15 protein-coding genes and 3 rRNA genes are annotated in these 23,664 nt (G+C 67.9%); 13 read left to right on the forward strand and 5 right to left on the reverse strand.

What is annotated here, in order from left to right; genetic code table 11:
* Window positions 1-126 precede the first annotated feature (126 nt).
* A complete protein-coding gene (ilvD, locus tag KHP12_RS28945; RefSeq protein ID WP_086881384.1) occupies window positions 127-1,977 on the forward strand; it encodes a dihydroxy-acid dehydratase in 1,851 nt (616 codons plus the stop codon).
* Between the two features lie 89 nt (window positions 1,978-2,066).
* Here ilvD and KHP12_RS28950 read toward each other — a convergent pair whose 3' ends face one another.
* Together KHP12_RS28950 and KHP12_RS28955 are read right to left on the reverse strand one after the other, a co-directional pair.
* Window positions 2,067-4,310 (reverse strand): serine/threonine-protein kinase, encoded by a 2,244-nt coding sequence (locus KHP12_RS28950; protein ID WP_086881383.1) that lies wholly within the window; start codon window positions 4,308-4,310, stop codon window positions 2,067-2,069.
* A 75-nt stretch (window positions 4,311-4,385) separates the two neighbouring features.
* Window positions 4,386-6,737, reverse strand: coding sequence for a serine/threonine-protein kinase (locus KHP12_RS28955; RefSeq protein WP_167442463.1), 2,352 nt, complete (start codon window positions 6,735-6,737; stop codon window positions 4,386-4,388).
* 146 nt (window positions 6,738-6,883) lie between these two features.
* On the opposite strand from KHP12_RS28955, the gene KHP12_RS28960 reads away from it, so the two are divergent.
* A complete protein-coding gene (locus KHP12_RS28960) occupies window positions 6,884-7,228 on the forward strand; it encodes an SH3 domain-containing protein (RefSeq protein ID WP_086881388.1) in 345 nt (114 codons plus the stop codon).
* A gap of 93 nt (window positions 7,229-7,321) precedes the next feature.
* Here KHP12_RS28960 and KHP12_RS28965 read toward each other — a convergent pair whose 3' ends face one another.
* A complete protein-coding gene (locus KHP12_RS28965; RefSeq protein ID WP_086881381.1) occupies window positions 7,322-8,869 on the reverse strand; it encodes a SulP family inorganic anion transporter in 1,548 nt (515 codons plus the stop codon).
* Between the two features lie 177 nt (window positions 8,870-9,046).
* On the reverse strand, window positions 9,047-9,433 hold the full coding sequence (locus KHP12_RS28970; protein ID WP_078559324.1) for a hypothetical protein: 387 nt from the start codon (window positions 9,431-9,433) through the stop codon (window positions 9,047-9,049).
* Between the two features lie 335 nt (window positions 9,434-9,768).
* Between KHP12_RS28970 and proC the strand changes: the two genes are divergently transcribed.
* Window positions 9,769-10,578, forward strand: coding sequence for a pyrroline-5-carboxylate reductase (proC, locus tag KHP12_RS28975; RefSeq protein WP_086881380.1), 810 nt, complete (start codon window positions 9,769-9,771; stop codon window positions 10,576-10,578).
* Window positions 10,579-10,641: 63 nt separating this feature from the next.
* Here the strand turns inward: proC and trpS are convergent, their stop codons facing one another.
* Window positions 10,642-11,661: a tryptophan--tRNA ligase gene (gene trpS, locus KHP12_RS28980; RefSeq protein WP_086881379.1), complete on the reverse strand. Its 1,020-nt coding sequence runs from the start codon at window positions 11,659-11,661 to the stop codon at window positions 10,642-10,644.
* Between the two features lie 729 nt (window positions 11,662-12,390).
* On the opposite strand from trpS, the gene KHP12_RS28985 reads away from it, so the two are divergent.
* The 10 genes from KHP12_RS28985 (at window position 12,391) to KHP12_RS29030 (ending at window position 23,660) form a co-directional block, all read left to right on the forward strand.
* A 16S ribosomal RNA gene (locus KHP12_RS28985) occupies window positions 12,391-13,917 on the forward strand.
* Between the two features lie 278 nt (window positions 13,918-14,195).
* A 23S ribosomal RNA gene (locus KHP12_RS28990) occupies window positions 14,196-17,319 on the forward strand.
* 91 nt (window positions 17,320-17,410) lie between these two features.
* A 5S ribosomal RNA gene (rrf, locus tag KHP12_RS28995) occupies window positions 17,411-17,527 on the forward strand.
* Together the 16S, 23S and 5S rRNA genes form the textbook arrangement of a ribosomal RNA operon.
* Before the next feature lie 76 nt (window positions 17,528-17,603).
* Window positions 17,604-18,260: an HAD family hydrolase gene (locus KHP12_RS29000; protein ID WP_210609650.1), complete on the forward strand. Its 657-nt coding sequence runs from the start codon at window positions 17,604-17,606 to the stop codon at window positions 18,258-18,260.
* 24 nt (window positions 18,261-18,284) lie between these two features.
* A complete protein-coding gene (locus KHP12_RS29005; RefSeq protein WP_086885084.1) occupies window positions 18,285-19,529 on the forward strand; it encodes an MFS transporter in 1,245 nt (414 codons plus the stop codon).
* Window positions 19,498-20,670, forward strand: a complete 1,173-nt coding sequence (locus KHP12_RS29010; RefSeq protein WP_210609651.1) for an acetoin utilization protein AcuC — start codon at window positions 19,498-19,500, stop codon at window positions 20,668-20,670. Before KHP12_RS29005 ends, KHP12_RS29010 begins: the two co-directional genes overlap by 32 nt.
* 352 nt (window positions 20,671-21,022) lie before the next feature.
* Window positions 21,023-21,838: a phosphatase gene (locus KHP12_RS29015; RefSeq protein ID WP_086885632.1), complete on the forward strand. Its 816-nt coding sequence runs from the start codon at window positions 21,023-21,025 to the stop codon at window positions 21,836-21,838.
* A gap of 129 nt (window positions 21,839-21,967) precedes the next feature.
* On the forward strand, window positions 21,968-22,177 hold the full coding sequence (locus tag KHP12_RS29020; RefSeq protein WP_014053989.1) for a helix-turn-helix domain-containing protein: 210 nt from the start codon (window positions 21,968-21,970) through the stop codon (window positions 22,175-22,177).
* Window positions 22,178-22,305: 128 nt separating this feature from the next.
* Window positions 22,306-22,404, forward strand: a complete 99-nt coding sequence (locus KHP12_RS29025; protein WP_003948845.1) for a 30S ribosomal protein bS22 — start codon at window positions 22,306-22,308, stop codon at window positions 22,402-22,404.
* 212 nt (window positions 22,405-22,616) lie between these two features.
* A complete protein-coding gene (locus KHP12_RS29030; protein WP_086885631.1) occupies window positions 22,617-23,660 on the forward strand; it encodes an NAD-dependent epimerase/dehydratase family protein in 1,044 nt (347 codons plus the stop codon).
* The last annotated feature ends 4 nt before the right edge of the window (window positions 23,661-23,664 follow it).

Genomic DNA, 23,664 nt, shown 5'->3' on the forward strand with positions numbered 1-23,664 from the left:
GTTCCGCTCCGTGACCCGGCCGTCTCTGGATCCGGACGGACCATCCGGATCCATGGACACAGGCGTAGGCTCAGAAGACTCCGATCCGATCCGCAGGACGCACGTATCACGAGGGAGCCGAGCACCGTGCCCGAGCTGAGGTCTCGCACCGTCACCCACGGCCGCAACATGGCGGGCGCCCGCGCCCTTATGCAGGCTTCCGGCGTAGCGCGCGAGGACTTCGGCAAGCCGATCGTCGCCGTGGCCAACAGCTTCACCGAGTTCGTGCCCGGCCACACCCACCTCCAGCCGGTGGGCCGGATCGTCAGCGAGGCGATCCACGCGGCGGGCGGCATTCCGCGCGAGTTCAACACCATCGCCGTGGACGACGGCATCGCCATGGGCCACGGCGGGATGCTCTACAGCCTCCCCTCCCGCGACCTGATCGCCGACTCCGTGGAGTACATGGTCGAGGCGCACTGCGCCGACGCGCTGATCTGCATCTCCAACTGCGACAAGATCACCCCCGGAATGCTGATGGCCGCGATGCGGCTCAACATCCCGACCGTCTTCGTCTCCGGCGGCCCCATGGAGGCGGGCCGGGCCACGCTCGTCGACGGCACCGTCCGCAAGCTGGACCTGATCAACGCCATCTCGGACGCCGTCAACGAGAACGTCTCGGACGAGGACATCCTCCGCATCGAGAACAACGCCTGCCCGACCTGCGGCTCCTGTTCCGGCATGTTCACCGCCAACTCGATGAACTGCCTGACCGAGGCGATGGGCCTCTCCCTGCCGGGCAACGGTTCGGTGCTGGCCACCCACACCGCCCGTAAGGCGCTCTACGAGACCGCCGGCCGTACGGTCGTGGAGATCACCAAGCGCCACTACGAGCAGGACGACGAGACGGTTCTGCCGCGCTCCATCGGCTCCCGCGCCGCCTTCGAGAACGCCATGGCGCTCGACATCGCCATGGGCGGCTCGACCAACACGATCCTGCACCTGCTGGCCGCCGCCCAGGAGGCCGGTCTCGACTACGACCTCAAGGACATCGACGAGGTCTCGCGCCGGGTGCCGTGCCTCGCCAAGGTCGCCCCGAACGTCGCCCCCGGCGGCACGTACTACATGGAGGACGTGCACCGCGCGGGTGGCATCCCGGCGATCCTCGGCGAACTGTTCCGCGGCGGGCTGCTGAACGAGGACGTCCACTCCGTGCACAGCTCCTCGCTCGCCGACTGGCTCAAGACCTGGGACGTGCGCGGCGGTTCGCCGTCCGCCGAGGCCGTCGAGCTGTGGCACGCGGCCCCCGGCTGCAAGCGCTCCGCCACCGCCTTCTCGCAGTCCGAGCGCTGGGACTCGCTGGACACGGACGCCGCCGGCGGCTGCATCCGCGACATGGAGCACGCCTACTCCCAGGACGGCGGACTCGCCGTCCTCAAGGGCAATCTGGCCGTCGACGGCTGCGTGGTGAAGACCGCGGGCGTGGACGAGTCCATCTGGACCTTCGAGGGCCCGGCCGTGGTCTGCGAATCCCAGGAGGAGGCCGTCGAGCGGATCCTGGGCAAGCAGGTCAAGGAGGGCGACGTGGTCGTCATCCGCTACGAGGGCCCCAAGGGCGGCCCCGGCATGCAGGAGATGCTCTACCCGACCTCCTTCCTCAAGGGCCGGGGCCTGGGCAAGGCGTGCGCGCTGGTCACCGACGGCCGCTTCTCCGGCGGCACCTCGGGTCTCTCCATCGGCCACGCCTCGCCGGAGGCGGCGTCCGGCGGCACCATCGCCCTGGTCCGGGACGGCGACCGGATCCGCATCGACATCCCCGGCCGCTCCATCGAACTCCTGGTGAGCGATGAGGAGTTGGCGGCCCGCCGCGAGGAGCTCGGCGGGGTCTACGCCCCGAAGAACCGCGAGCGCAAGGTGTCCACCGCGCTGCGCGCCTACGCGGCGATGGCCACCAGCGCCGACAAGGGCGCGGTCCGCGACATCAGCCAGCTGGGCTGACGTTCGGCCACCCGGGCTGACCTCGCGGGGGCGTCAGCCGCCCCGACTGACGTCCCGCCACCTCAGCCGCCCCGGGTGACGTCGTCGCGTCAGCCGCCCCGGCCGACGTCCATCCCGGACGCCTCCAGAGTGTCGTACCCGTAGACCATGGTGAGTGCGTCCCCGCTCAAGCTCAGCTCGGCGGGGACGCCACCGGGGTCCGTACGCGCCTTGGTCCGCAACAGCACCCGGCCGTCCCGGCGGTCCAGCGCGATCACCCGGCCCGCGGCGGTGGCCAGATACAGGGCGTTCCGGCGCCCGGACACCACGGGCGGGCCCAGCCACTCCACCTGCGTCGCCTTGCTCCACAGCCGCTTTCCGGCCGTGGTGACGGCGGTGACCTCGCCGTTCTGCCGGACGAAGTAGAGCGTGTCGCCCACCAGGGCGGGCGTGATCTGCCGGCCGGACAGCCCCGCGGGCAGTTTCACCCGGCGCTCCCGTCCCCCGTCCGCGCCGAGGAAGACCAGATCGGTGTAGTCGTCGGTGTCGTGCTCGCGCTGCTCCAGATAGAGGAGGTCGCCCGAGCGCTCGGCGAGGAAGGAGCCCACGAAGAGAGTGCCGATCCGCCGGGGCGCTCCCGTGGTGGGGGAGAGGGTGTAGAGCCCGTTCGGAACGGCCGGGTCGCCCTGGTCCTCCAGCGGTCCGCAGTCGGCGAGGGGGCGTCCGGACACCACATCCGGGCCACAGGCCAGCCCGTGGCCGACCCGGCGCGACCAGAGCGTGCGGCCGGTGCGCACGTCCACCGCCTGGAAGGTCTCCTCGTCCCAGCTCTGGGTGAGCACGGCCGGGTGGTCCCCTCGCTGGAACACCGCCCCTTGGTACGCGCTGCCGATGTCGGTACGCCAGACCCGCTCACCGTCGCTGGTGCGGTAGCCCTCCAGCCGGGCCGTGCCGTCCGACTTCTCCACGGTGCCCAGCACGAGACCGCCGGCCACTCCGATCAGCTCGCTCGGCTCCGTCGACCGGTGCCAGGTCACCCGCCCCCGGATGTCCAGCCGGGTCAGGGCGATCCCGGAACCGCCGCAGTACAGATCCGTGCCCGAAGGCAGACAGCGGCGGCCGGTCGGCCCGCTGATCGAGCGCGGAGCGCCATCGGCGCTGGTCACGATGTCGGTGCCGGGCCCGGCGAGGGTGCGCTGCCAGGGGCGCCAGCCGGACGGGAGCGAGCCGTTCGCCGATGAGCGGGTGGTGGGGCGGGCGTCCGGCTCGCCCTCGGGTCCGGACCCGGCCCGCAGGAGGACGATCGCCCCCACGATCGCGGCTACCAGGCCCGCGGCAGTGGCGGCGGACACCAAGGGGCGGCGCGTCAGATGGGCGCGGCCCGGCGCACGGCCGACTTCGGTCGGCACGGCGGCGTTGCCCTCGTCGCCCTCGCCACCCTCGCCGATGCCGCCGTCCGCGTCCGTGACGTCCTTACGGTCGTCACCGTCGTCCTTACGGTCGTCACGGTCCGCACCGTCGGCACCCTCGGCACCGTTCTCACCGTCGTCCTCGGACAGCGTCCGCAGCCGGTCCAGCAGCTCGTCCAGCCCGGGACGCGCGGACGGCTCCTTGCTCAGGCAGTCCGCGACCGCGTCACGCAGCGGCCCGGTCACCGTGTCCAGCGCCGGGGGCTCGTAGACCACGTGATAGGCGGTCATATACGGGCTGTCCGCGTCGAACGGGCTCTGGCCGGTCGCCGCGTACACCAGCACCGTCGCCAGCGAGAACACATCGGACTCCGGGCCGACCTCGCGCGGATCGCGCAGCTGCTCCGGCGACATGAACGGGGGCGTGCCCATGACCCGGCCCGTCATGGTCAGGGTCTGGTGGTCGGCCGCCCGTGAGATGCCGAAGTCGATGACGCGGGGGCCCTCGTCGGACAGCACGATGTTGGCCGGTTTCAGATCCCGGTGCACCACACCCGCCCGGTGGATGTCCCGCAACGCCTCGACCAGCCCGATCGCCAGCCGCCGCAACGCGGCGCCGCGCAGTGGACCGTCCGCCGCGACCTGTTCGGCGAGGGTGCGGCCGGGGACGTACGAGGTCGCCATCCACGGCAGCACGGCCTCGGGGTCCGCGTCCACGACGGCGGCGGTGAACGCGCCGCTGACCCGGCGGGCGGCCGCGACCTCCTGCCGGAACCGCACCCGGAACTCGTCGTCGTCGGCGAACTGCTGATGCACCACCTTCAGCGCCAGCCGCCGCCCCGACGGCGACCGGGCCAGATACACCGTGCCCATCCCGCCACGGCCGAGCCGCCGCTCGAGTGCGTAGCCTCCGATGGACTCCGGGTCCCCGGCGCGCAGTGCCATTCCTGTCTTCTCCCACCGACCCACGATCCGGCGGTCACTCTAGGCCCGGCTCGCGCCGGGGGCCCGTGACGCCGCTCACCAACCGGCCGGATTCCGCCCGTCCACGGCGAAGAGCGTGCCGTCCGGGGCCGTCGCGAACACCTTGCCGTCCGCCACCACCGGCGCGGGCATCAGATCCAGGAAACCCTGACCGGCCGCGCCACCGCGCGAGCGGGTCTCGCCGATCACTTCGCCCCGCCGGGCGTCCACGGCCAGCAGCCGGCCGTCCGCGGCCGAGAAGTACAGCCGGCCGTCCGCCGCCACCAGCGGCGAGGCGTTGGAGACCGAGGTCTCCACGCGCCAGAGCCGCGCCCGCGCCGAGCCCTCGCGCGCGGTGTCGACGGCCACCAACCCGCCGTCCGTGCCCAGTACATACACCCGGTCGCCGCTGGTGACGGTGCTGAGCGCGGACACCGGCGCGGACAGCGCGACCCGCCGCGCCGAGCGCCGCTCCGGGTCGTAGCGCACCACGGCGGTGGTACTGGTCTGGCTGTCCGTTTCGGTCAGCAGCAGCACGCCATCGGGGCCGCTTCCGGCCGGGGTGAGGTTGCCGCCGAGCGAGGCGTGCCAGCGCGTCGTACCGCGCACCGTGTCCACCGCCGTGACCAGCGTGTGCGAGCCGTCGCCCGCGGTGGTCACGGCGTACGCGGTGCGGCCGTCGCCGTAGGAGAAGAAGACCGGTCGGGCGTGGCCGGGCAGCCGGTGGCTCCAACGCTCCTTGTTCGTCGTCCCGTTCACCGAAGTGACCATGCCGTCCGGCGTGACCAGCAGCACGGTGTCGCCCGAGGAGTAGACCCCGCCCTGGTAGCGGGACACATCGCGGCTCCAGCGGACGCGGTGGGTCGTGGGGTCGAGCGCCCGCAGCCGCCCGCCGTCCGGGGACACCGTCCGCACCAGACCGCCCGCGACCACGGGAGCGGAGATCGTCGCGCCGTCCCCGGGGCGCGCCGCCGCGGATGCCCGCGACCAGACCACCCGGCCGTCGTCCGGATCGACCCGGGCGGTCTCGACACCGTGCCGGGCGCAGTACAGCGCGCCCGCTCCGTACGAGCAGAACGCGGGCCGCGCCCCCGAGCCCGCGGCCTTTCCGACGTCCAGCCCGGTCGTCCAGGGGCGCCACGCCTCCGCGGTCGCCGCACTGATCCGCGGCCGGCCGCCACCGGAGGAGTCCGTACCGTCGAACGGGCGCAGTGCGACGACCGTGCCCGCGCCGAGCAGTACGGCGGCCGCGAGCCCGGAGAGGGCCCACCGCCGGATGCCCCGGCGCCGCGCCACGGGCTCGCCCGGCGCCGACTCGGGCTGGTCCGCGGCCGGTTCCGGCTCGGAAGCCGCCTTCACATGCGTATCGGGATCCGCGGGATCGGAGGCCGCGGGATCGGGGGCCGCGGGATCGGGATCCGCCGTATCGGGGGCCGGCGTTTCGGCAGGGACCGCCTTCACCTGCGTATCCGTGGTGCCGCCGTCGTCCTGCCCCCAGCGCACACCCGGCAGCGAGTGCGGCTCCGGTGTCCGCTGCTGCGGCACCAGCGGAACGGGTCCGCGCGGCACCGGCGCCTGGGGCCTGCGTACCGCGCGCAACACCGTCATCAGCGCGTCGGGCGTGGGGCGGTCCTCGGGGTCCTTGGCCAGACACCGCTGGATCAGCGGCAGCAGCTCATCCGGCACGCCCGCCAGATCCGCCTCGTCGTGCACCACCTGATACGCCACGATGTACGGGCTCTCGGACTCGAACGGCCCCCGCCCGGTGGCCGCGTGCACCAGCACCGACCCCAGCGCGAACACATCCGCCGCCGGTCCCACCGCACGCGGCCGCTGGAACTGCTCCGGCGCCATGAACGGCGGAGTGCCGATCAGCTTCCCCGTCTCGGTGCGCAGTTCGCTGTCCGACGGCCGGGAGATGCCGAAGTCGATGACCTTCGGGCCGTCCGCCGCCAGCAGCACATTGCTCGGCTTGAGATCGCGGTGCACCACGCCCGCCCGATGGATGTCCCGCAGCGCCTCGGCGAGCCCCGCCGCAAGTTGCACGGTCTCGTCCGGCGCCAACGGGCCGCTCCGCTTGACGTGTTCGGCGAGGGTCGGGCCGGGGATGTAGAGGGTGGCCATCCAGGGCCTGGGCCCCTCCGGGTCGGCATCCACCACGGGCGCCGTGAACGCGCCGCTGACCCGCCGGGCGGCCGCCACCTCCTGCCGGAACCGCGCCCGGAACTCGGGGTCTTCGGCCAGCCCGGCATGGACGACCTTCACCGCGAGCCGCCGCCCCGAGGGCGAGCGGGCCAGATGGACCACGCCCATGCCACCGGATCCGAGGCGCGCCTCGAGCTGGTACTGCCCGGCGTACTCCGGATCCTCCGCTTCCGGGCCCGTCCCGGCTCTGTGCACCGGCGGCATGCCCCACCCCCGTGAATTCGGCCGCATTCGCGACTCGGCGAGCCTAGTCGATGACCCGTGCGAGCCTTGTTAGCCTCCGCATGTCGTGTCACTTCACACGACATGTGCACAACTTCGGAAAGAAGTTCAACGGGGGAGGGGCCGACATGGCCATCAAAGAGACCGCGGACACCGTAGCCACCACCGATGCCACGGACACCGCCACGGACGCCGTCGCGGACACGGCGGAAACCACCGCCGGAGCGATCACCTATCCGGTCGCGCCCGGCTACCAGCTGAACGTCCGCAGCGGGCCCGGCACCAACTACCGGCTGGTGAAGGTGCTGCCGTACAACAGCCGGGTCCCGATCCGCTGCCAGCGGCACGGCCAGAAGGTCTCGGGGCCGTACGGCCCCTCGGACATCTGGGACAACATCGCCCCGGGCCAGTACGTCTCCGACGCGTATGTGAAGACCGGCAGCGACGGCTTCGTCACCGTGCCCTGCGGCTGAGCCACGGCCCGGCCGGAGCGCAGCCGGCCCCCGGCACCGCGAGTGCGGCGCCGGGGGCCGGGCGACGGAAAAGGGTCTCCCCCTATATACGGGTTACGCCGGGATCCGCTCCTCGAGGGCGGTGTCCCGCTTGACCACCGCGTTGTGCCGCTCGGTCCAGGTGGCCAGCGCCATCTCGCAGGCGTGGTCCACATGGCGCAGCCCGGTCAGGTCGAGCTCCACTTCGCGCTCATGGGGCAGCCCCTCCAACTCGTCCAGCAGCTTGGGCAGCCGGAGGAAGGTCGCGTTGCCGCGCACCCGGACGTACAGGGGCTTGTCGCCGGAGCCGGAGCCGGCGCCGTCGACGCCCTCGTCCTCGCGCCCGCTGACCTCGACATGCACATGCGAGGTCTCCCAGGCGGTCTTGGCCACGGCCATCAGCAGACCGATGATCACGCCCTCGAACATATTGGTGATCACGATCGCGCCGGCGGTGACGATCAGGATGATCGCCTCACCCCGGTGGGTCTTCCACAGCGGCACCAGATCCTTGGTCGGGATCAGCTTCCAGCCGGAGTACACCAGCACACCGGCGAGCGTCGCCACCGGGATGATGCCCAGGGCCGAGGGGAAGAGCACCGCGAAGACCAGCAGCCACACACCGTGCAGCACCCGCGACGCCTTCGTCTTCGCACCGGCCTGCACATTGGCCGCGCTCCGCACGATCACCGCGGTCATCGGCAGCGCACCGAGCAGACCGCACACCGTGTTGCCCGCGCCCTGCGCCATCAGCTCCTTGTTGTAGTCGGTGCGCGGACCGTCGTGCAGCCGGTCCACGGCCGCGGCGCTGAACAGGCTCTCGGCGGAGGCGATCAGCGTGAACGCGAGCACGGTGCCGATGACGCCCACCTCGGCGAGGGCCTGGAACTCACTGCCGCCGGGCGGCTGGACGGCGTCCAGCAGACCCTTGACCTCGACCCGCGCGATCGGCAGGTCGAAGATCGCGGTCGCGGCCGTGGCGAGCGCGACGGCCGCCAGCGGCGCGGGCAGCACCTTGGCACCCTGGCGGAAGCGCGGCCACAGCACCAGGACGACGATCGTCCCGACGCCCACGGCGACCGCCTTCAGGGCATCCGCGGAACCGGCCACATCCCCGATGAGCCCCGGAATGCTGAAGATCTTGTCGAGCCCGGTGCTCGGGGCCTTGGTGTCGGCGAGTGCGTACAGCTGTCCGGCGATCAGCACCAGGCCGATGCCCGCGAGCATGCCCTGCACCACGGCGACGGAGATCGCCCGGAACCAGCGGCCGAGGCCGAGCGCGCCCATGGCCAGTTGGAGCAGTCCGGAGATGAGGACGAGGACGCCGAGCGCGGCGACGCCGTATTGCTCCACGGCCTCGTAGACCAGCACGGTCAGACCGGCGGCCGGGCCGGATACTTGCAGGCTGCTGCCCGGCAGGAAGCCGGTGACCAGCCCGCCGACGATGCCGGTGATCAGGCCGAGCTCGGCCGGCACACCGGAGGCGACCGCCACCCCCACGCACAGGGGGACGGCCACCAGGAAGACGACGAGAGAAGCGGTGAAGTCGGCGCGGAAGGTTCCGGCGCCGGATGAGCCTGAGGTGCCTCCGGCACCACGGAAACGGTCAAGGAGATTTCGCATGAGGGTTGCCTCCAGTGCGCCCCGTCACCGGCTCATGGGCAGGCGGGGGCACGGCATAGCGCTACGTCAGTGGGATCGATGGAATCGGTCGCTGGCGGTTGAGATCGCTAGCTGCGAGACGCGTGAAAAGCGTTGAGATGTGCGTGAGAGGGCCGCCGGGCTACGGCGGTGCAGCTCTCAGCAGCGGAAGATTTGGAGGATGACGGGCAGTTCGCCCGATCTCGACACCGGAACGGCTTGGCGTCCGGTGACCGAGGTGGAGATGGCGGTACGTGGCACCGGAACACCGGCATCGCAACCGCACACACATCCGTATTTGCCGCTCGGTGTGGGAGCGGTGAGCGGGGCCCTTCCGCGGAGCCCCTTGCAATCTTCAGTTCCGTGGTCGCCGTGCGCGGACACCAATGATTCGGTGGTCGGCCGCGGATCGGCAGATGCGGTGGCGCTGACCGTTTCGGGATGGGTGACCTGCGCGGACGCGCAATCAGCCGCGATGAAGAGGGCAAGCAACACGGCAACCGCCGTTACCAGTGCGTGAGCGGTATGCCGGATCGTCCTCACCATCGCCCCCTTCCCGTACGTATAGACACCGAGCCCTATTGTGTCCATGAGACCGTGACCATTTGCAAGTCGATATGTAACCGACTTGTGAACTCGGAGTCATCGAACAGGACTGTTTCGTTCCGGGCGCCCTGGTTGGCGCGGGCGCAAAGCCGCCTCCCCGTCACGCCGGGTGGCGCGTAAAAATTAATTCATCGAACAATGAATAAGAAATTGATAAGAGCCAGGGGGAATGAGCCACCCGTGGGAGGATGGCGGAGAACACCTCCGCAGCACACGCACGAACCGCGTAGGCATATCGCACAGGCATACCGCACAGGCATGAGGAGAGCCGCACCATGACGGAGAAGGTCGCCGTGCTCGGCACGGGAAAGATCGGCGAAGCCCTTCTCAGCGGAATGATCCGAGGCGGCTGGTCGCCGTCCGACCTGCTGGTCACGGCCCGCCGCCCCGAGCGCGCCGAGGAACTCCGGTCGCGCTACGGCGTCGAGGCCGTCTCCAACGCCGAGGCCGCCAAGGCCGCCGAGACCCTCATCCTCACCGTCAAACCCCAGGACATGGGCGCCCTGCTCGATGAGCTCGCCCCGCACGTCCCCGGCGACCGGCTGGTCGTCTCCGGCGCCGCCGGGATCCCCACCTCCTTCTTCGAGGCGCGCCTGGCCGCCGGCACCCCCGTCGTCCGGGTCATGACCAACACCCCGGCGCTGGTCGACGAGGCCATGTCCGTCATCTCGGCGGGCAGCCACGCCACCGAGGAGCACCTCGCCCACACCGAGGCGATCTTCGGCGGCGTCGGCAAGACGCTGCGTGTCCCCGAGTCCCAGCAGGACGCCGCGACCGCGCTCTCCGGCTCCGGCCCGGCCTACTTCTACTTCCTCGTCGAGGCGATGACCGACGCGGGCATCCTGCTGGGCCTGCCCCGCGACAAGGCCCATGACCTGATCGTCCAGGCGGCCATCGGCGCGGCGGTGATGCTGCGCGACAGCGATCAGCACCCGGTCAAGCTGCGCGAGGCCGTGACCTCCCCGGCGGGCACCACCATCAACGCCATCCGCGAACTGGAACGCCACGGGGTGCGCGCCGCGCTGATTGCCGCGCTGGAGGCGGCCCGCGACCGCAGCCGCGAGCTCGCCTCCGGCAACAGCTGACGAAGAGCCTGACGAAGGGCATGACGGAGAGCCGCTCCGCTCAGGCTGGGGGCAGCAGTCCGCTCAGGCTGGGGGCAGCAGCCCGACCGCCGCATACGCCTCGTCCACCCGGGGCCGGGCCAGCCCACGCGCCCGCTCGGCCCCGGCCCGCAGCACCCCGTCCACATACGACGGGTCGGCGCACAGCTCGGCGTGCCGGGCCTGAAGCGGACGCAGCACCTCCAGCACCGCCTCCGCCGTGGCCCCCTTCAGCGCCCCGTACGAGCTGAACTCCTCCGCCAGCACCTCCGGCTTGCCATCGGTGCACGAGGCGAGAATGTCCAGCAGATTGGCCACCCCCGGCTGCTCCGCCCGGTCGTACCGCACCTCGGTGCCGCTGTCCGTGACCGCCCGCATGACCTTCTTCCGCACCACATCCGGCTCGTCGAGCAGATAGACGATGCCCGCCGTCTCCGCGTGCGACTTCCCCATCTTCGAGGTCGGGTCCTGTAGATCCATCACCCGCGCCGAGACCCGCGGACTGGTCGCCCGGGGCACGGTGAAGACCGGTCCGTACCGCTGGTTGAACCGCTGCGCCAGATCCCGGGCCAGCTCCACATGCTGCGTCTGGTCCTCGCCGACCGGCACCTCATGCGTTCCGTAGACGAGGATGTCGGCGGCCATCAGCGCCGGATAGGTGAGGAGCGACAGCCGTACGCTCCCCCCTTTCGCCCGCTCCCGCGCGGACTTCTCCTTGTACTGGATCATCCGCCGCATTTCGCCGTCGGTGGCCGTGCACTCCATGAGATAGGACAGCCGCGTGTGCTCATCCACATGGCTCTGCACGAACAGCGTGCAGCGCTCGGGATCGAGCCCCGAGGCGAGCAGCAGCGTGGCGGCCTGTCGGGTGAGCCGCCGCACCCGCGCCGGATCGTGCTCCACCGTGAGCGCGTGCAGATCGACGACGCAGAACAGCGCGTCGGCACGGTGCTGGTCCTCCTGAACCCACCGGCGTACGGCCCCCAGGTAGTTCCCGAGGGTCAGATGCCCGCTCGGTTTGATCCCACTGAAGATCCGGCGCCCTGCCGTCTTCGTCTCTGTCATCTCTCCGCGTCTCCCGCTGTGTCGGGACCGCCGGCCCGGCCGGCCGGGATTCGCGGGAGGGAGAAACGCGAACGGCCGCCGGAGCGGCGGCCGTGGTTACGCATGTGTGGAAAGGGGCGGCCGCCGTCAGGCGGCCCACCACCGTGGGTGAACACATGCGCTCGTCATGCCATAGACAGTACGCCCTGACGGGAGGCCCGGCCATGGGTTTGATGGTCCTCGGGGCGTCGTGTAGTGTTCACCGAGTTGCCACGGAGCCCTGCGGGGAAACGCGGCGACCATCGAGCCGCACCGGCGGCAAACCACTACTGCACGGCCCCTCATCGGGATGGATTTCGGCATGCCGGAATTCGGACCGGGGAACTCGATTATGAGCATCCGGGGGAATCCGCTAAAGTAGTGGACACGCCGGAAGGCGCGAAAGACCCCGCTCCAGCAGGGGGCCGGAAACGGAATTCGGATCGGAAACGACCGGAAATCGGATCTGGTAAGGTTGGAAACACCGAAGGGAAGCGCCCGGAGAAACCGGTGAAACGGTTTCAAAGGAAGCGTCCGTTCCTTGAGAACTCAACAGCGTGCCAAAAGTCAACGCCAGATATGTTGATACCCCGTCCACTCGTGGACGAGGTTCCTTTGAAGAAAAAACACAGCGAGGACGCTGTGAACCATCGGATTATTCCTCTGGTGGTTCCGCTCTCGTGCAGTGTTTGCCGGGATAGCCCGGAAGCATTCACGGAGAGTTTGATCCTGGCTCAGGACGAACGCTGGCGGCGTGCTTAACACATGCAAGTCGAACGATGAACCGGTTTCGGCCGGGGATTAGTGGCGAACGGGTGAGTAACACGTGGGCAATCTGCCCTGCACTCTGGGACAAGCCCTGGAAACGGGGTCTAATACCGGATACGACGCGTTCCCGCATGGGATACGCGTGGAAAGCTCCGGCGGTGCAGGATGAGCCCGCGGCCTATCAGCTTGTTGGTGGGGTGATGGCCTACCAAGGCGACGACGGGTAGCCGGCCTGAGAGGGCGACCGGCCACACTGGGACTGAGACACGGCCCAGACTCCTACGGGAGGCAGCAGTGGGGAATATTGCACAATGGGCGAAAGCCTGATGCAGCGACGCCGCGTGAGGGATGACGGCCTTCGGGTTGTAAACCTCTTTCAGCAGGGAAGAAGCGAAAGTGACGGTACCTGCAGAAGAAGCGCCGGCTAACTACGTGCCAGCAGCCGCGGTAATACGTAGGGCGCAAGCGTTGTCCGGAATTATTGGGCGTAAAGAGCTCGTAGGCGGCTTGTCGCGTCGGATGTGAAAGCCCGGGGCTTAACCCCGGGTCTGCATTCGATACGGGCAGGCTAGAGTTCGGTAGGGGAGATCGGAATTCCTGGTGTAGCGGTGAAATGCGCAGATATCAGGAGGAACACCGGTGGCGAAGGCGGATCTCTGGGCCGATACTGACGCTGAGGAGCGAAAGCGTGGGGAGCGAACAGGATTAGATACCCTGGTAGTCCACGCCGTAAACGTTGGGAACTAGGTGTGGGCGACATTCCACGTTGTCCGTGCCGCAGCTAACGCATTAAGTTCCCCGCCTGGGGAGTACGGCCGCAAGGCTAAAACTCAAAGGAATTGACGGGGGCCCGCACAAGCGGCGGAGCATGTGGCTTAATTCGACGCAACGCGAAGAACCTTACCAAGGCTTGACATACACCGGAAAACCCTGGAGACAGGGTCCCCCTTGTGGTCGGTGTACAGGTGGTGCATGGCTGTCGTCAGCTCGTGTCGTGAGATGTTGGGTTAAGTCCCGCAACGAGCGCAACCCTTGTTCTGTGTTGCCAGCATGCCTTTCGGGGTGATGGGGACTCACAGGAGACTGCCGGGGTCAACTCGGAGGAAGGTGGGGACGACGTCAAGTCATCATGCCCCTTATGTCTTGGGCTGCACACGTGCTACAATGGCCGGTACAATGAGCTGCGAAGCCGTGAGGTGGAGCGAATCTCAAAAAGCCGGTCTCAGTTCGGATTGGGGTCTGCAACTCGACCCCATGAAGTCGGAGTCGCTAGTAATCGCAGATCAGCATTGCTGCGGTGAATACGTTCCCGGGCCTTGTACACACCGCCCGTCACGTCACGAAAGTCGGTAACACCCGAAGCCGGTGGCCCAACCCTTGTGGAGGGAGCCGTCGAAGGTGGGACTGGCGATTGGGACGAAGTCGTAACAAGGTAGCCGTACCGGAAGGTGCGGCTGGATCACCTCCTTTCTAAGGAGCACATAGCCGACTGCAAGCAAGTGTCTTGCACGGTTGCTCATGGGTGGAACGTTGACTACTCGGCATTGTTTCGGATGCTTCCTCTGTTAGTACTGCTTCGGCGTGGAACACAGAGCAAGCAGGCGGATGGTGTCGGGCACGCTGTTGGGTGTCTGAAGGCACGGGCTTGAGCCTGTCCCTTCGACCGGTCCCGGTGTACCACGCTATGGGTGTGGGTGACGGGGTACGGGTCGTTGTTTGAGAACTGCACAGTGGACGCGAGCATCTGTGGCCAAGTTTTTAAGGGCGCACGGTGGATGCCTTGGCACCAGGAACCGATGAAGGACGTGGGAGGCCGCGATAGGCCCCGGGGAGCTGTCAACCGAGCTTTGATCCGGGGGTGTCCGAATGGGGAAACCCGGCAGTCGTCATGGGCTGTCACCCATACCTGAACACATAGGGTATGTGGAGGGAACGCGGGGAAGTGAAACATCTCAGTACCCGCAGGAAGAGAAAACAACCGTGATTCCGGGAGTAGTGGCGAGCGAAACTGGATGAGGCTAAACCGTATGTGTGTGATACCCGGCAGGGGTTGCGCATGCGGGGTTGTGGGAGTGTGCTGGATCGGTCTGCCGGCCGGTCGGAGAGTCAGAAACCGTATGGTTAGGCGAAGGGCATGCGAAAGGCCCGGCGTAGAGGGTAAGACCCCCGTAGCTGAAATCTGTACGGCTCTCTTGTGTATTTCCCAAGTAGCACGGGGCCCGAGAAATCCCGTGTGAATCTGGCGGGACCACCCGCTAAGCCTAAATATTCCCTGGTGACCGATAGCGGATAGTACCGTGAGGGAATGGTGAAAAGTACCGCGGGAGCGGAGTGAAATAGTACCTGAAACCGTGTGCCTACAAGCCGTGGGAGCGTCGCCGTGTTCTTCGGAGCACGGTCGTGACTGCGTGCCTTTTGAAGAATGAGCCTGCGAGTTTGCGGTGTGTTGCGAGGTTAACCCGTGTGGGGAAGCCGTAGCGAAAGCGAGTCCGAATAGGGCGATAGAGTAGCGCGCTCAAGACCCGAAGCGGAGTGATCTAGCCATGGGCAGGTTGAAGCGGAGGTAAGACTTCGTGGAGGACCGAACCCACCAGGGTTGAAAACCTGGGGGATGACCTGTGGTTAGGGGTGAAAGGCCAATCAAACTCCGTGATAGCTGGTTCTCCCCGAAATGCATTTAGGTGCAGCGTCGTGTGTTTCTTGCCGGAGGTAGAGCACTGGATAGGCGATGGGCCCTACCGGGTTACTGACCTTAGCCAAACTCCGAATGCCGGTAAGTGAGAGCGCGGCAGTGAGACTGTGGGGGATAAGCTCCATGGTCGAGAGGGAAACAGCCCAGAGCATCGACTAAGGCCCCTAAGCGTACGCTAAGTGGGAAAGGATGTGGAGTCGCAGAGACAACCAGGAGGTTGGCTTAGAAGCAGCCATCCTTGAAAGAGTGCGTAATAGCTCACTGGTCAAGTGATTCCGCGCCGACAATGTAGCGGGGCTCAAGCGTACCGCCGAAGTCGTGTCATTGCAGCATATACCTCTAACGGGGGCTGTGATGGGTAGGGGAGCGTCGTGTGCCGGGTGAAGCAGCCGTGTAAGCGAGTTGTGGATGGTTCACGAGTGAGAATGCAGGCATGAGTAGCGATACACACGTGAGAAACGTGTGCGCCGATTGACTAAGGGTTCCTGGGTCAAGCTGATCTGCCCAGGGTAAGTCGGGACCTAAGGCGAGGCCGACAGGCGTAGTCGATGGACAACCGGTTGATATTCCGGTACCCGCTTTGAAACGCCCAGTATCGAATCCTCTGATGCTAAGGCCGTGAAGCCGCCCTGATCTCTTCGGAGTTGAGGGGAGTGGTGGAGCCGCCGGTCCAAGGTGGTAGTAGGTAAGTGATGGGGTGACGCAGGAAGGTAGTCCAGCCCGGGCGGTGGTTGTCCCGGGGTAAGGGTGTAGCCCGAGGGGTAGGTAAATCCGTCCCTCATTTAAGGGTGAGACCTGATGCCGAGCCGATTGTGGTGAAGTGGATGATCCTATGCTGTCGAGAAAAGCCTCTAGCGAGTTTCATGGCGGCCCGTACCCTAAACCGACTCAGGTGGTCAGGTAGAGAATACCGAGGCGTTCGGGTGAACTATGGTTAAGGAACTCGGCAAAATGCCCCCGTAACTTCGGGAGAAGGGGGGCCATTGCTGGTGATCACCCTTGCGGTGTGAGCTGGTGGTGGCCGCAGAGACCAGCGAGAAGCGACTGTTTACTAAAAACACAGGTCCGTGCGAAGCCGTAAGGCGATGTATACGGACTGACGCCTGCCCGGTGCTGGAACGTTAAGGGGACCGGTTAGTCGACCTTCGGGTTGGCGAAGCTGAGAACTTAAGCGCCAGTAAACGGCGGTGGTAACTATAACCATCCTAAGGTAGCGAAATTCCTTGTCGGGTAAGTTCCGACCTGCACGAATGGCGTAACGACTTCTCGACTGTCTCAACCATAGGCCCGGTGAAATTGCATTACGAGTAAAGATGCTCGTTTCGCGCAGCAGGACGGAAAGACCCCGGGACCTTTACTACAGCTTGATATTGGTGTTCGGTTCGGCTTGTGTAGGATAGGTGGGAGACTGTGAACTCTGGACGCCAGTTCAGGGGGAGTCGTTGTTGAAATACCACTCTGGTCGTGCTGGATGTCTAACCTGGGTCCGTGATCCGGATCAGGGACAGTGTCTGGTGGGTAGTTTAACTGGGGCGGTTGCCTCCTAAAGGGTAACGGAGGCGCCCAAAGGTTCCCTCAGCCTGGTTGGCAATCAGGTGTTGAGTGTAAGTGCACAAGGGAGCTTGACTGTGAGACCGACGGGTCGAGCAGGGACGAAAGTCGGGACTAGTGATCCGGCGGTGGCTTGTGGAAGCGCCGTCGCTCAACGGATAAAAGGTACCCCGGGGATAACAGGCTGATCTTCCCCAAGAGTCCATATCGACGGGATGGTTTGGCACCTCGATGTCGGCTCGTCGCATCCTGGGGCTGGAGTCGGTCCCAAGGGTTGGGCTGTTCGCCCATTAAAGCGGTACGCGAGCTGGGTTTAGAACGTCGTGAGACAGTTCGGTCCCTATCCGCTGTGCGCGTAGGAGTCTTGAGAAGGGCTGTCCCTAGTACGAGAGGACCGGGACGGACGAACCTCTGGTGTGCCAGTTGTTCTGCCAAGGGCATGGCTGGTTGGCTACGTTCGGGAGGGATAACCGCTGAAAGCATCTAAGCGGGAAGCCTGCTTCGAGATGAGGACTCCCACCCACTTGATGGGTTAAGGCTCCCAGTAGACGACTGGGTTGATAGGCCAGATATGGAAGCCGGGTGACCGGTGGAGTTGACTGGTACTAATAGGCCGAGGGCTTGTCCTCAGGTGCTCGCGTCCACTGTGTTGGTTCTGAAGCAATGAACCGTCCGACCGCCCCCTTTGTGTGGGCTGGGTCCGGTTCAACTTCATAGTGTTTCGGTGGTTATAGCGTTAGGGAAACGCCCGGTTACATTCCGAACCCGGAAGCTAAGCCTTTCAGCGCCGATGGTACTGCAGGGGGGACCCTGTGGGAGAGTAGGACGCCGCCGAACAAATTTTACGAAAAGCCCGGTTGGGAGCTTCGGCTCTCAACCGGGCTTTTCGCATTTCTGTTTGTAGGCTGACCGCATGCACTATGACCTGGTCATCTTCGACAACGACGGAGTACTCGTCGACAGCGAACCCATCTCCAACCGGCTTCTCGCCGCCTACCTCACGGAGTTGGGACACCCCACCAGCTACGAGGACTCCATACGCGACTACATGGGCTCCGCCATGCATCGCATCCACGACCTGGTCCTCGAGCGCTCGGGCCGGCGGCTTCCGCCCGACTTCGACACCACCTTCCACGGCCGGGTCTTCGACGCCTTCCGCCGTGAACTACGGCCGGTGGCCGGGGTGGCCGAGGTGCTGGAGAAGCTGCGGGCCGACGGGATTCCGTACTGCGTCGCCTCCTCCGGAAGCCATGAGCGCATCCGCGTGGCCCTCCGTACGACCGGCCTGTACGACTTCTTCGGCGAGGACCACATCTTCAGCTCCGAGGACGTGGGCCGGGGCAAGCCCGCCCCGGATCTGTTTCTCCACGCGGCCGAGCGCATGGGCGTGGCGCCCGAGCGCTGTGCCGTCGTCGAGGACAGCCCGCTCGGGGTCCAGGCCGCCCAGGCGGCCGGGATGGATGTGTACGGCTACACGGCCATGACACCCGCCGCCAAACTCGCCGCGGCCCGGGGCCTCTTCATGGAGATGGCCGAACTGCGAGGGCTGCTCACCTCTACCCACAGGTAGCCCGGGGCCGTACGCTCCACGGGCATGACGGATTCGCGTCCGAGCCGCCGGCTCCGGCAAGGCCGGGCCTCATTGGCCATCAGCTTCTTCGTCCAGGGCGCGATCTTCGCTCTGCTGGTGACGCGCATCCCCGCGCTCCAGGACCGGTACGGGATATCCGATGGGCTGCTGCCCCTCTTCCTGGCCGCCGTGCCGATCCTCGCCGGGGTGGGCAGCGTCTCCACCGAGCATCTCGTCAAGCGGATGCGTCCGGGGCTGGTCCTCCGCGTGGTGCAGCCCATCGTCTCCCTCGCCCTGCTGTCCGCCGGATCGGGGACGACGGTGTGGCAGCTCGCCGTGGCGCTCGCGGTGTTCGGGCTGACGGTCGGGGCGCTCGACGCGTCGATGAACATGCTCGGGGTGAGCCTCCAGCGCGCGTACGGGCGCAGCATCATGCTCGGGTTCCACGGCGCGTACAGCCTGGGCGGGATCGCCGGGGCCTCGCTCGCCTGGGTGGGGGCGCACTGGGATCTGCCGCTGCCCACGCTCTACGCGCCGCTGGTGGCCGTCCTGGTGCCCGTCGCGCTGATCGCCGGCCGCTGGTACGTCGACCACCGGGGTGACCACCGGGGCGAGCACCGGGTCGACCACCGGGGCGGCGAGCCGACCGAAGTGGTGCGGGACGGGACCACCGTGAGCATGCGGGCGCTGCTGCCGCTCTGTCTCGTCATGGCCTTCGCCTACATCGGCGACTCCACCGTCTCCAACTGGAGCGCCAAGTACCTGGAGGACGTGCTGCACAGTTCCGAGCAGCTGGCCACGGTCCCGTACAACGTCTACATGGTCACCACGCTCCTCGGCCGGTCCTTCGGCGACCTCGGGGTGCGGCGCTTCGGCGCGGTCACCGTGGTCCGGGCCGGGGCGCTGCTCGCGGGCGGCGGCTTCGCGGTGGTCGCGGCGGCGCCCAGCGCCTGGGTGGGGATGGCCGGGTTCACGCTGCTGGGACTGGGGTTGTGCGTGCTGGTGCCGCAGACCTTCGCAGCCGCGGGACGGCTCTTCCCCGGGGCGTCCGACGCCGCCGTCGCGCGCCTCAACATCTTCAACTACGTGGGCTTCCTCATCGGCTCCCCGCTCGTCGGCGCGCTGGGCGGGGCGTGGAACTACCGTGCGGCGATGCTGGTGCCGATGGCGCTCGTGCTGATGACGATCCGGTATGCGAGGTCGTTCAGCCCTGTACCAGCCGGATACGGTGACGGGCATGAGCGGCCGCGCACAGTTGATGTGGGATGAGGAAGTAACCGGATACGACTTCGGCGCCGGGCATCCGATGGACCCGGTGCGGTTGGCGCTGACCATGGGATTGGTGCAGGCGTACGGGCTGGACCGGGCGGTCCGGGTGGTGGCCGCCAAGCCGGCCGGGGAGTCGACGCTGCGCCTGGTCCACGGGCAGGAGTACATCGAGGCGGTACGGCGCGCCTCGGCCGCCCCGGAGGCGGCGGACGGCTCGTACGGCCTCGGGACGATCGACGATCCGGCCTTCGCGGGGATGCACGAGGCATCCGCGCTGATTGCCGGGCAGTCGGTGGGCGCGGCCGAGGACGTCTGGCGCGGGGAGGCGCTGCACGCGGTGAACTTCGCGGGCGGGCTGCACCACGCGATGCCCCGGGGCGCGTCCGGGTTCTGCATCTACAACGACGCTGCGCTGGCGATCGCGCGGCTGCTGGAGCTGGGGGCCGAGCGGGTCGCGTACGTGGATGTGGACGTCCACCACGGGGACGGGGTGCAGGCGGCGTTCTGGGACGATCCGCGGGTGCTGACGATCTCGCTGCACGAGCACCCCCGGACGCTGTTCCCGCAGACCGGCTGGCCGGAGGAGGCGGGCGGGGAGGGCGCCGAGGGCTCGGCGGTCAATCTGGCGCTGCCGGCCGGGACCTCGGACGCGGGCTGGCTGCGGGCCTTCCACGCGGTGGTGCCGGAGCTGCTGGCGGCGTTCCGCCCGCAGGTGCTGGTGACCCAGCATGGCGCGGACACCCATGTCGAGGACCCGCTGGCCCACTTGGCGGTGACCGTCGACGCGCAGCGGGCGGTCGCCGAGAGCTGTCACCGGCTGGCGCACGAGCACGCGGACGGTCGCTGGGTGGCGCTCGGGGGCGGCGGCTACGCGGTGGTGGACGTGGTGCCGCGGTCCTGGACGCATCTGGTCGCGATCGCGGCGGGGCGGCCGGTGGAGGCCACTACGCCGGTGCCGGAGGAGTGGCGGCAGGAGGTGTACCGGCGGACGCGGATGGACGCGCCGCGGCGGATGACGGACGGGCGGGAGCCGGACTGGCAGGACTTCCACGAGGCCGGGTACGACCCCGCGGACCGGCTGGACCAGGCGATTCTGGCGACGCGGCGGGCGGTCTTCCCGCACCATGGGCTGCTGCCGTAAGACCCGTGGCACGGCCCGTGCACCGACCGCGGCTCGGGGGTGTCCAGGGGACGGGGACGCCTGCGGCGGGCTGTTCCCCTCCCCGCCCCTTCCCACAACTGGGGCTCCGCCCCAGGCCCCGGATCGGGGTTTCGGCCCAGGCCCCGGACGGGGCTTCGCTCCAAGCCCCGAAACCGCGGGACGCAACCCGGGGCCGCCCCAGGCCCCGAACCGGGACTCCGCCCCAGACCCCGGGGTCCAGGGGCGAGGCCCTTGCCGCGCGTCGGACAACCCGTAGCGGCCGTTACGCCAACCGTGGGGTCTGACCCCGTATCCGGGCGGCAGACGGGGTGGGTCCGCCAGCATCGGTGGTGTGTTGAGTACCGCGGCGCTGCGCGCGCATCTGCTGGCGGCGCGGCTCGCCGGGCCCGTGGCCACGAGCCGGGAGGAGAGCCTGCGCCGCTATCGGCTCTTCGCGGCCCGGGACCCCCGGGTGCTGCTCGGGCTGGAGCCCGATTACGACTGGTCCTTTATGGAATTGCTCGGCCTGATGAGCGAGAAATGCGGGGTTTCGGTCGACCCGGCCAATGTTTCGGGGCCGGATGTGATCGATCCGGAGCTGACGATCGCCGCGCTGAACGCCTTCGCGGACCGGCTGCGCGGGGCCGCCCGGGACCGGGTCCCGGTGCTCCTCGGCACCGGCCATCCCCACCGTCTCCTCGGCTTCTACGCCGCGTTGGCGTCGGCGCTCTCGGCGGCGGGCTGCCGTGTCCTCACACCCGCAGAGGGTAGATGTATCGACATAACGACGCGGTTCGGCGTACGTACCCACCGGCTCGCCTACGTACGAGGTGTCGCGATGGTGCGGGCGCCCGGCGCTCGCCCGACCGCGAGTGAGCCGGGCGCCCACAGCCATTCGCCGCTCCCGGTTCGGGTCGCCCTCGGCTGTGCCGCGGAGTCCGGCGGGCCCCTGCCGGGGCTGGTCATCGGGGACCACGGATGGGTCTGCGGAGCAGGTCAGCTGGGCTTTGAGGCCATGGGCCCGGGTGACACGGACGACCCCGCACTGTTCGTCGGGGAGGCCGAGGGGCGGGTGTCCGTCGCCGTTCCGCTTGATGACGGTGTGCGGTCTGGTTACTACCGGCCGATTACTCGCTATGTACTCAATCGAGCGTGTCTGTCACAGTAGGCGTCCGATCGCTACTCCTCTTCCCCACTTGCATCACCCGCCCCTAACCTGGGGTGGAGCGCGCATGCGACAAGGAGTCACCGGAGGGGAAGCCGGTGCCCGACATGTGCGGAAGGTTCAGGTGTTGTCATGGCTGCTGGCGAACGGCCTCTGAACGAGGTTCAGTTTCTGACCGTGGCGGAAGTCGCCTCGGTGATGCGAGTGTCCAAGATGACCGTGTACCGCTTGGTGCACAGTGGTCATCTGCCGGCGATCCGGGTGGGCAGGTCTTTCCGGGTCCCAGAGCAAGCGGTTCATGAATACCTCCGCGAATCGTATGTGGGGGTGGAGTCCGCCTAGGCCGTTTCCGGGCCCGGGGAGGACCCTCGGATTACGTGGTTCGCTCGGCGCCGGGTAGGCTGGCCCGATGTAGGTCGTGTGGGCTCGGACGCCCCGCACCGAGTGAATCGAAGTGAGCGAGGGTAGTCGTGGGCTCTGTTATCAAGAAGCGGCGCAAGCGGATGGCGAAGAAGAAGCACCGCAAGCTGCTCAAGCGCACGCGCGTCCAGCGTCGCAACAAGAAGTAAGCAAGCGACGCTGTGTTCGTCCCGCAGCCCTTCCACCACCGGTGGGAGGGCTGCGGTGCGTGGGTGGCACCGGCCTGAAGCCACGTTCGCCCCTTCGGCCCCGGCTTAAAACGTCGCACCGAGCGGCGAGTGGTCATCACAGCGCAAGATCGAGCGGTTACGGTGTTCGGCACAGCCCAGCTCGGACGAGGGTCGGAAGGAAGGCGCTGATCTTGGGAAAGGTCGTGCTCGTCACCGGAGTCGCTCGCCGGCTGGGAGGCCGTTTCGTCCGGCGCATACAGCGCGAACCCGATGTGGAGCGGGTGATCGGCGTGGACGCCGTACCGCCCGAACACCACCTCGGCGGCGCCGACTTCGTCCGGGCCGATATCCGTCATCCCACGATCGGGAAACTGCTCGCCGAATACGGCGTCCACACCGTCGTCCACATGGATATCAACGGCACTCCGCTGGGCGCGCGCGGCAATCGCGCCTCGGTCAAGGAGACCAATGTCATCGGCACCATGCAGCTGCTCGGCGCCTGCCAGAAGGCCCCGTCGGTGCAGCGGCTGGTGGTGAAGTCCAGCACCAATGTGTACGGCTCCGCGCCCCGCGACCCCGCCGTCTTCAGCGAGACCACCCCGCCCAAATCCCTCCCCAGCGGCGGCTTCGCCAAGGACACCGTCGAGGTCGAGGGGTATGTCCGCGGTTTCGCCCGGCGCCGCCCCGATGTCGCGGTGTGCGTGCTGCGCTTCGCCAACATCCTGGGGCCGTGCGCGGACTCCCCGCTCGCCGAGTACTTCGCGCTGCCGGTGCTGCCCACCGTCATCGGCTACGACCCGCGGCTCCAGTTCGTCCATGAGAAGGACGCCATCGAGGTGCTGCGGATCGCCGCCTCCGAGCCGCGCCGGTCCACGCTCAACAGCGGCACGTTCAACATCGCCGGAGACGGGGTGCTGCTGCTCTCCCAGGCCGCCCGGCGGCTCGGCCGCCCGACCCTGCCGCTGCTGCTGCCCACCCTGCGCTGGGCCCGCACCGCACTGCGGTCCCTCGGCATCACCGACTTCTCGCCCGAGCAGATCCGGCTGCTCACCCACGGCCGGGTCGTGGCCACCACCCAGATGCGCGAGACCCTGGGATTCGAACCCGAGCACACCACCGCCGGCGCCCTCGCGGACTATGCGCACAGCCGTGGCCCCGGGCTGCTCCCGCCCGAGACCCTCGCCCGTACCGTCGACCGGCTCGCCGCGCTGCTGCCCGCCGGCGCCCAGCCTTAAGGAG

Source organism: Streptomyces asiaticus (assembly GCF_018138715.1).
Lineage (GTDB): Bacteria > Actinomycetota > Actinomycetes > Streptomycetales > Streptomycetaceae > Streptomyces > Streptomyces asiaticus.

Excerpts from the sequence above, each read along its gene's own strand:
- KHP12_RS28950 (WP_086881383.1), bottom strand. The coding sequence starts at position 4,310 with ATGGCACTGCGCGCCGGGGACCCGGAGTCCATCGGAGGCTACGCACTC.
- KHP12_RS29010 (WP_210609651.1), top strand. The coding sequence starts at position 19,498 with ATGAGCGGCCGCGCACAGTTGATGTGGGATGAGGAAGTAACCGGATAC.
- KHP12_RS28955 (WP_167442463.1), bottom strand. The coding sequence starts at position 6,737 with ATGCCGCCGGTGCACAGAGCCGGGACGGGCCCGGAAGCGGAGGATCCG.
- proC (WP_086881380.1), top strand. The coding sequence starts at position 9,769 with ATGACGGAGAAGGTCGCCGTGCTCGGCACGGGAAAGATCGGCGAAGCC.
- KHP12_RS29020 (WP_014053989.1), top strand. The coding sequence starts at position 21,968 with ATGGCTGCTGGCGAACGGCCTCTGAACGAGGTTCAGTTTCTGACCGTG.
- KHP12_RS29000 (WP_210609650.1), top strand. The coding sequence starts at position 17,604 with ATGCACTATGACCTGGTCATCTTCGACAACGACGGAGTACTCGTCGAC.
- KHP12_RS28960 (WP_086881388.1), top strand. The coding sequence starts at position 6,884 with ATGGCCATCAAAGAGACCGCGGACACCGTAGCCACCACCGATGCCACG.
- KHP12_RS28965 (WP_086881381.1), bottom strand. The coding sequence starts at position 8,869 with ATGCGAAATCTCCTTGACCGTTTCCGTGGTGCCGGAGGCACCTCAGGC.
- KHP12_RS28970 (WP_078559324.1), bottom strand. The coding sequence starts at position 9,433 with ATGGTGAGGACGATCCGGCATACCGCTCACGCACTGGTAACGGCGGTT.
- trpS (WP_086881379.1), bottom strand. The coding sequence starts at position 11,661 with ATGACAGAGACGAAGACGGCAGGGCGCCGGATCTTCAGTGGGATCAAA.
- KHP12_RS29005 (WP_086885084.1), top strand. The coding sequence starts at position 18,285 with ATGACGGATTCGCGTCCGAGCCGCCGGCTCCGGCAAGGCCGGGCCTCA.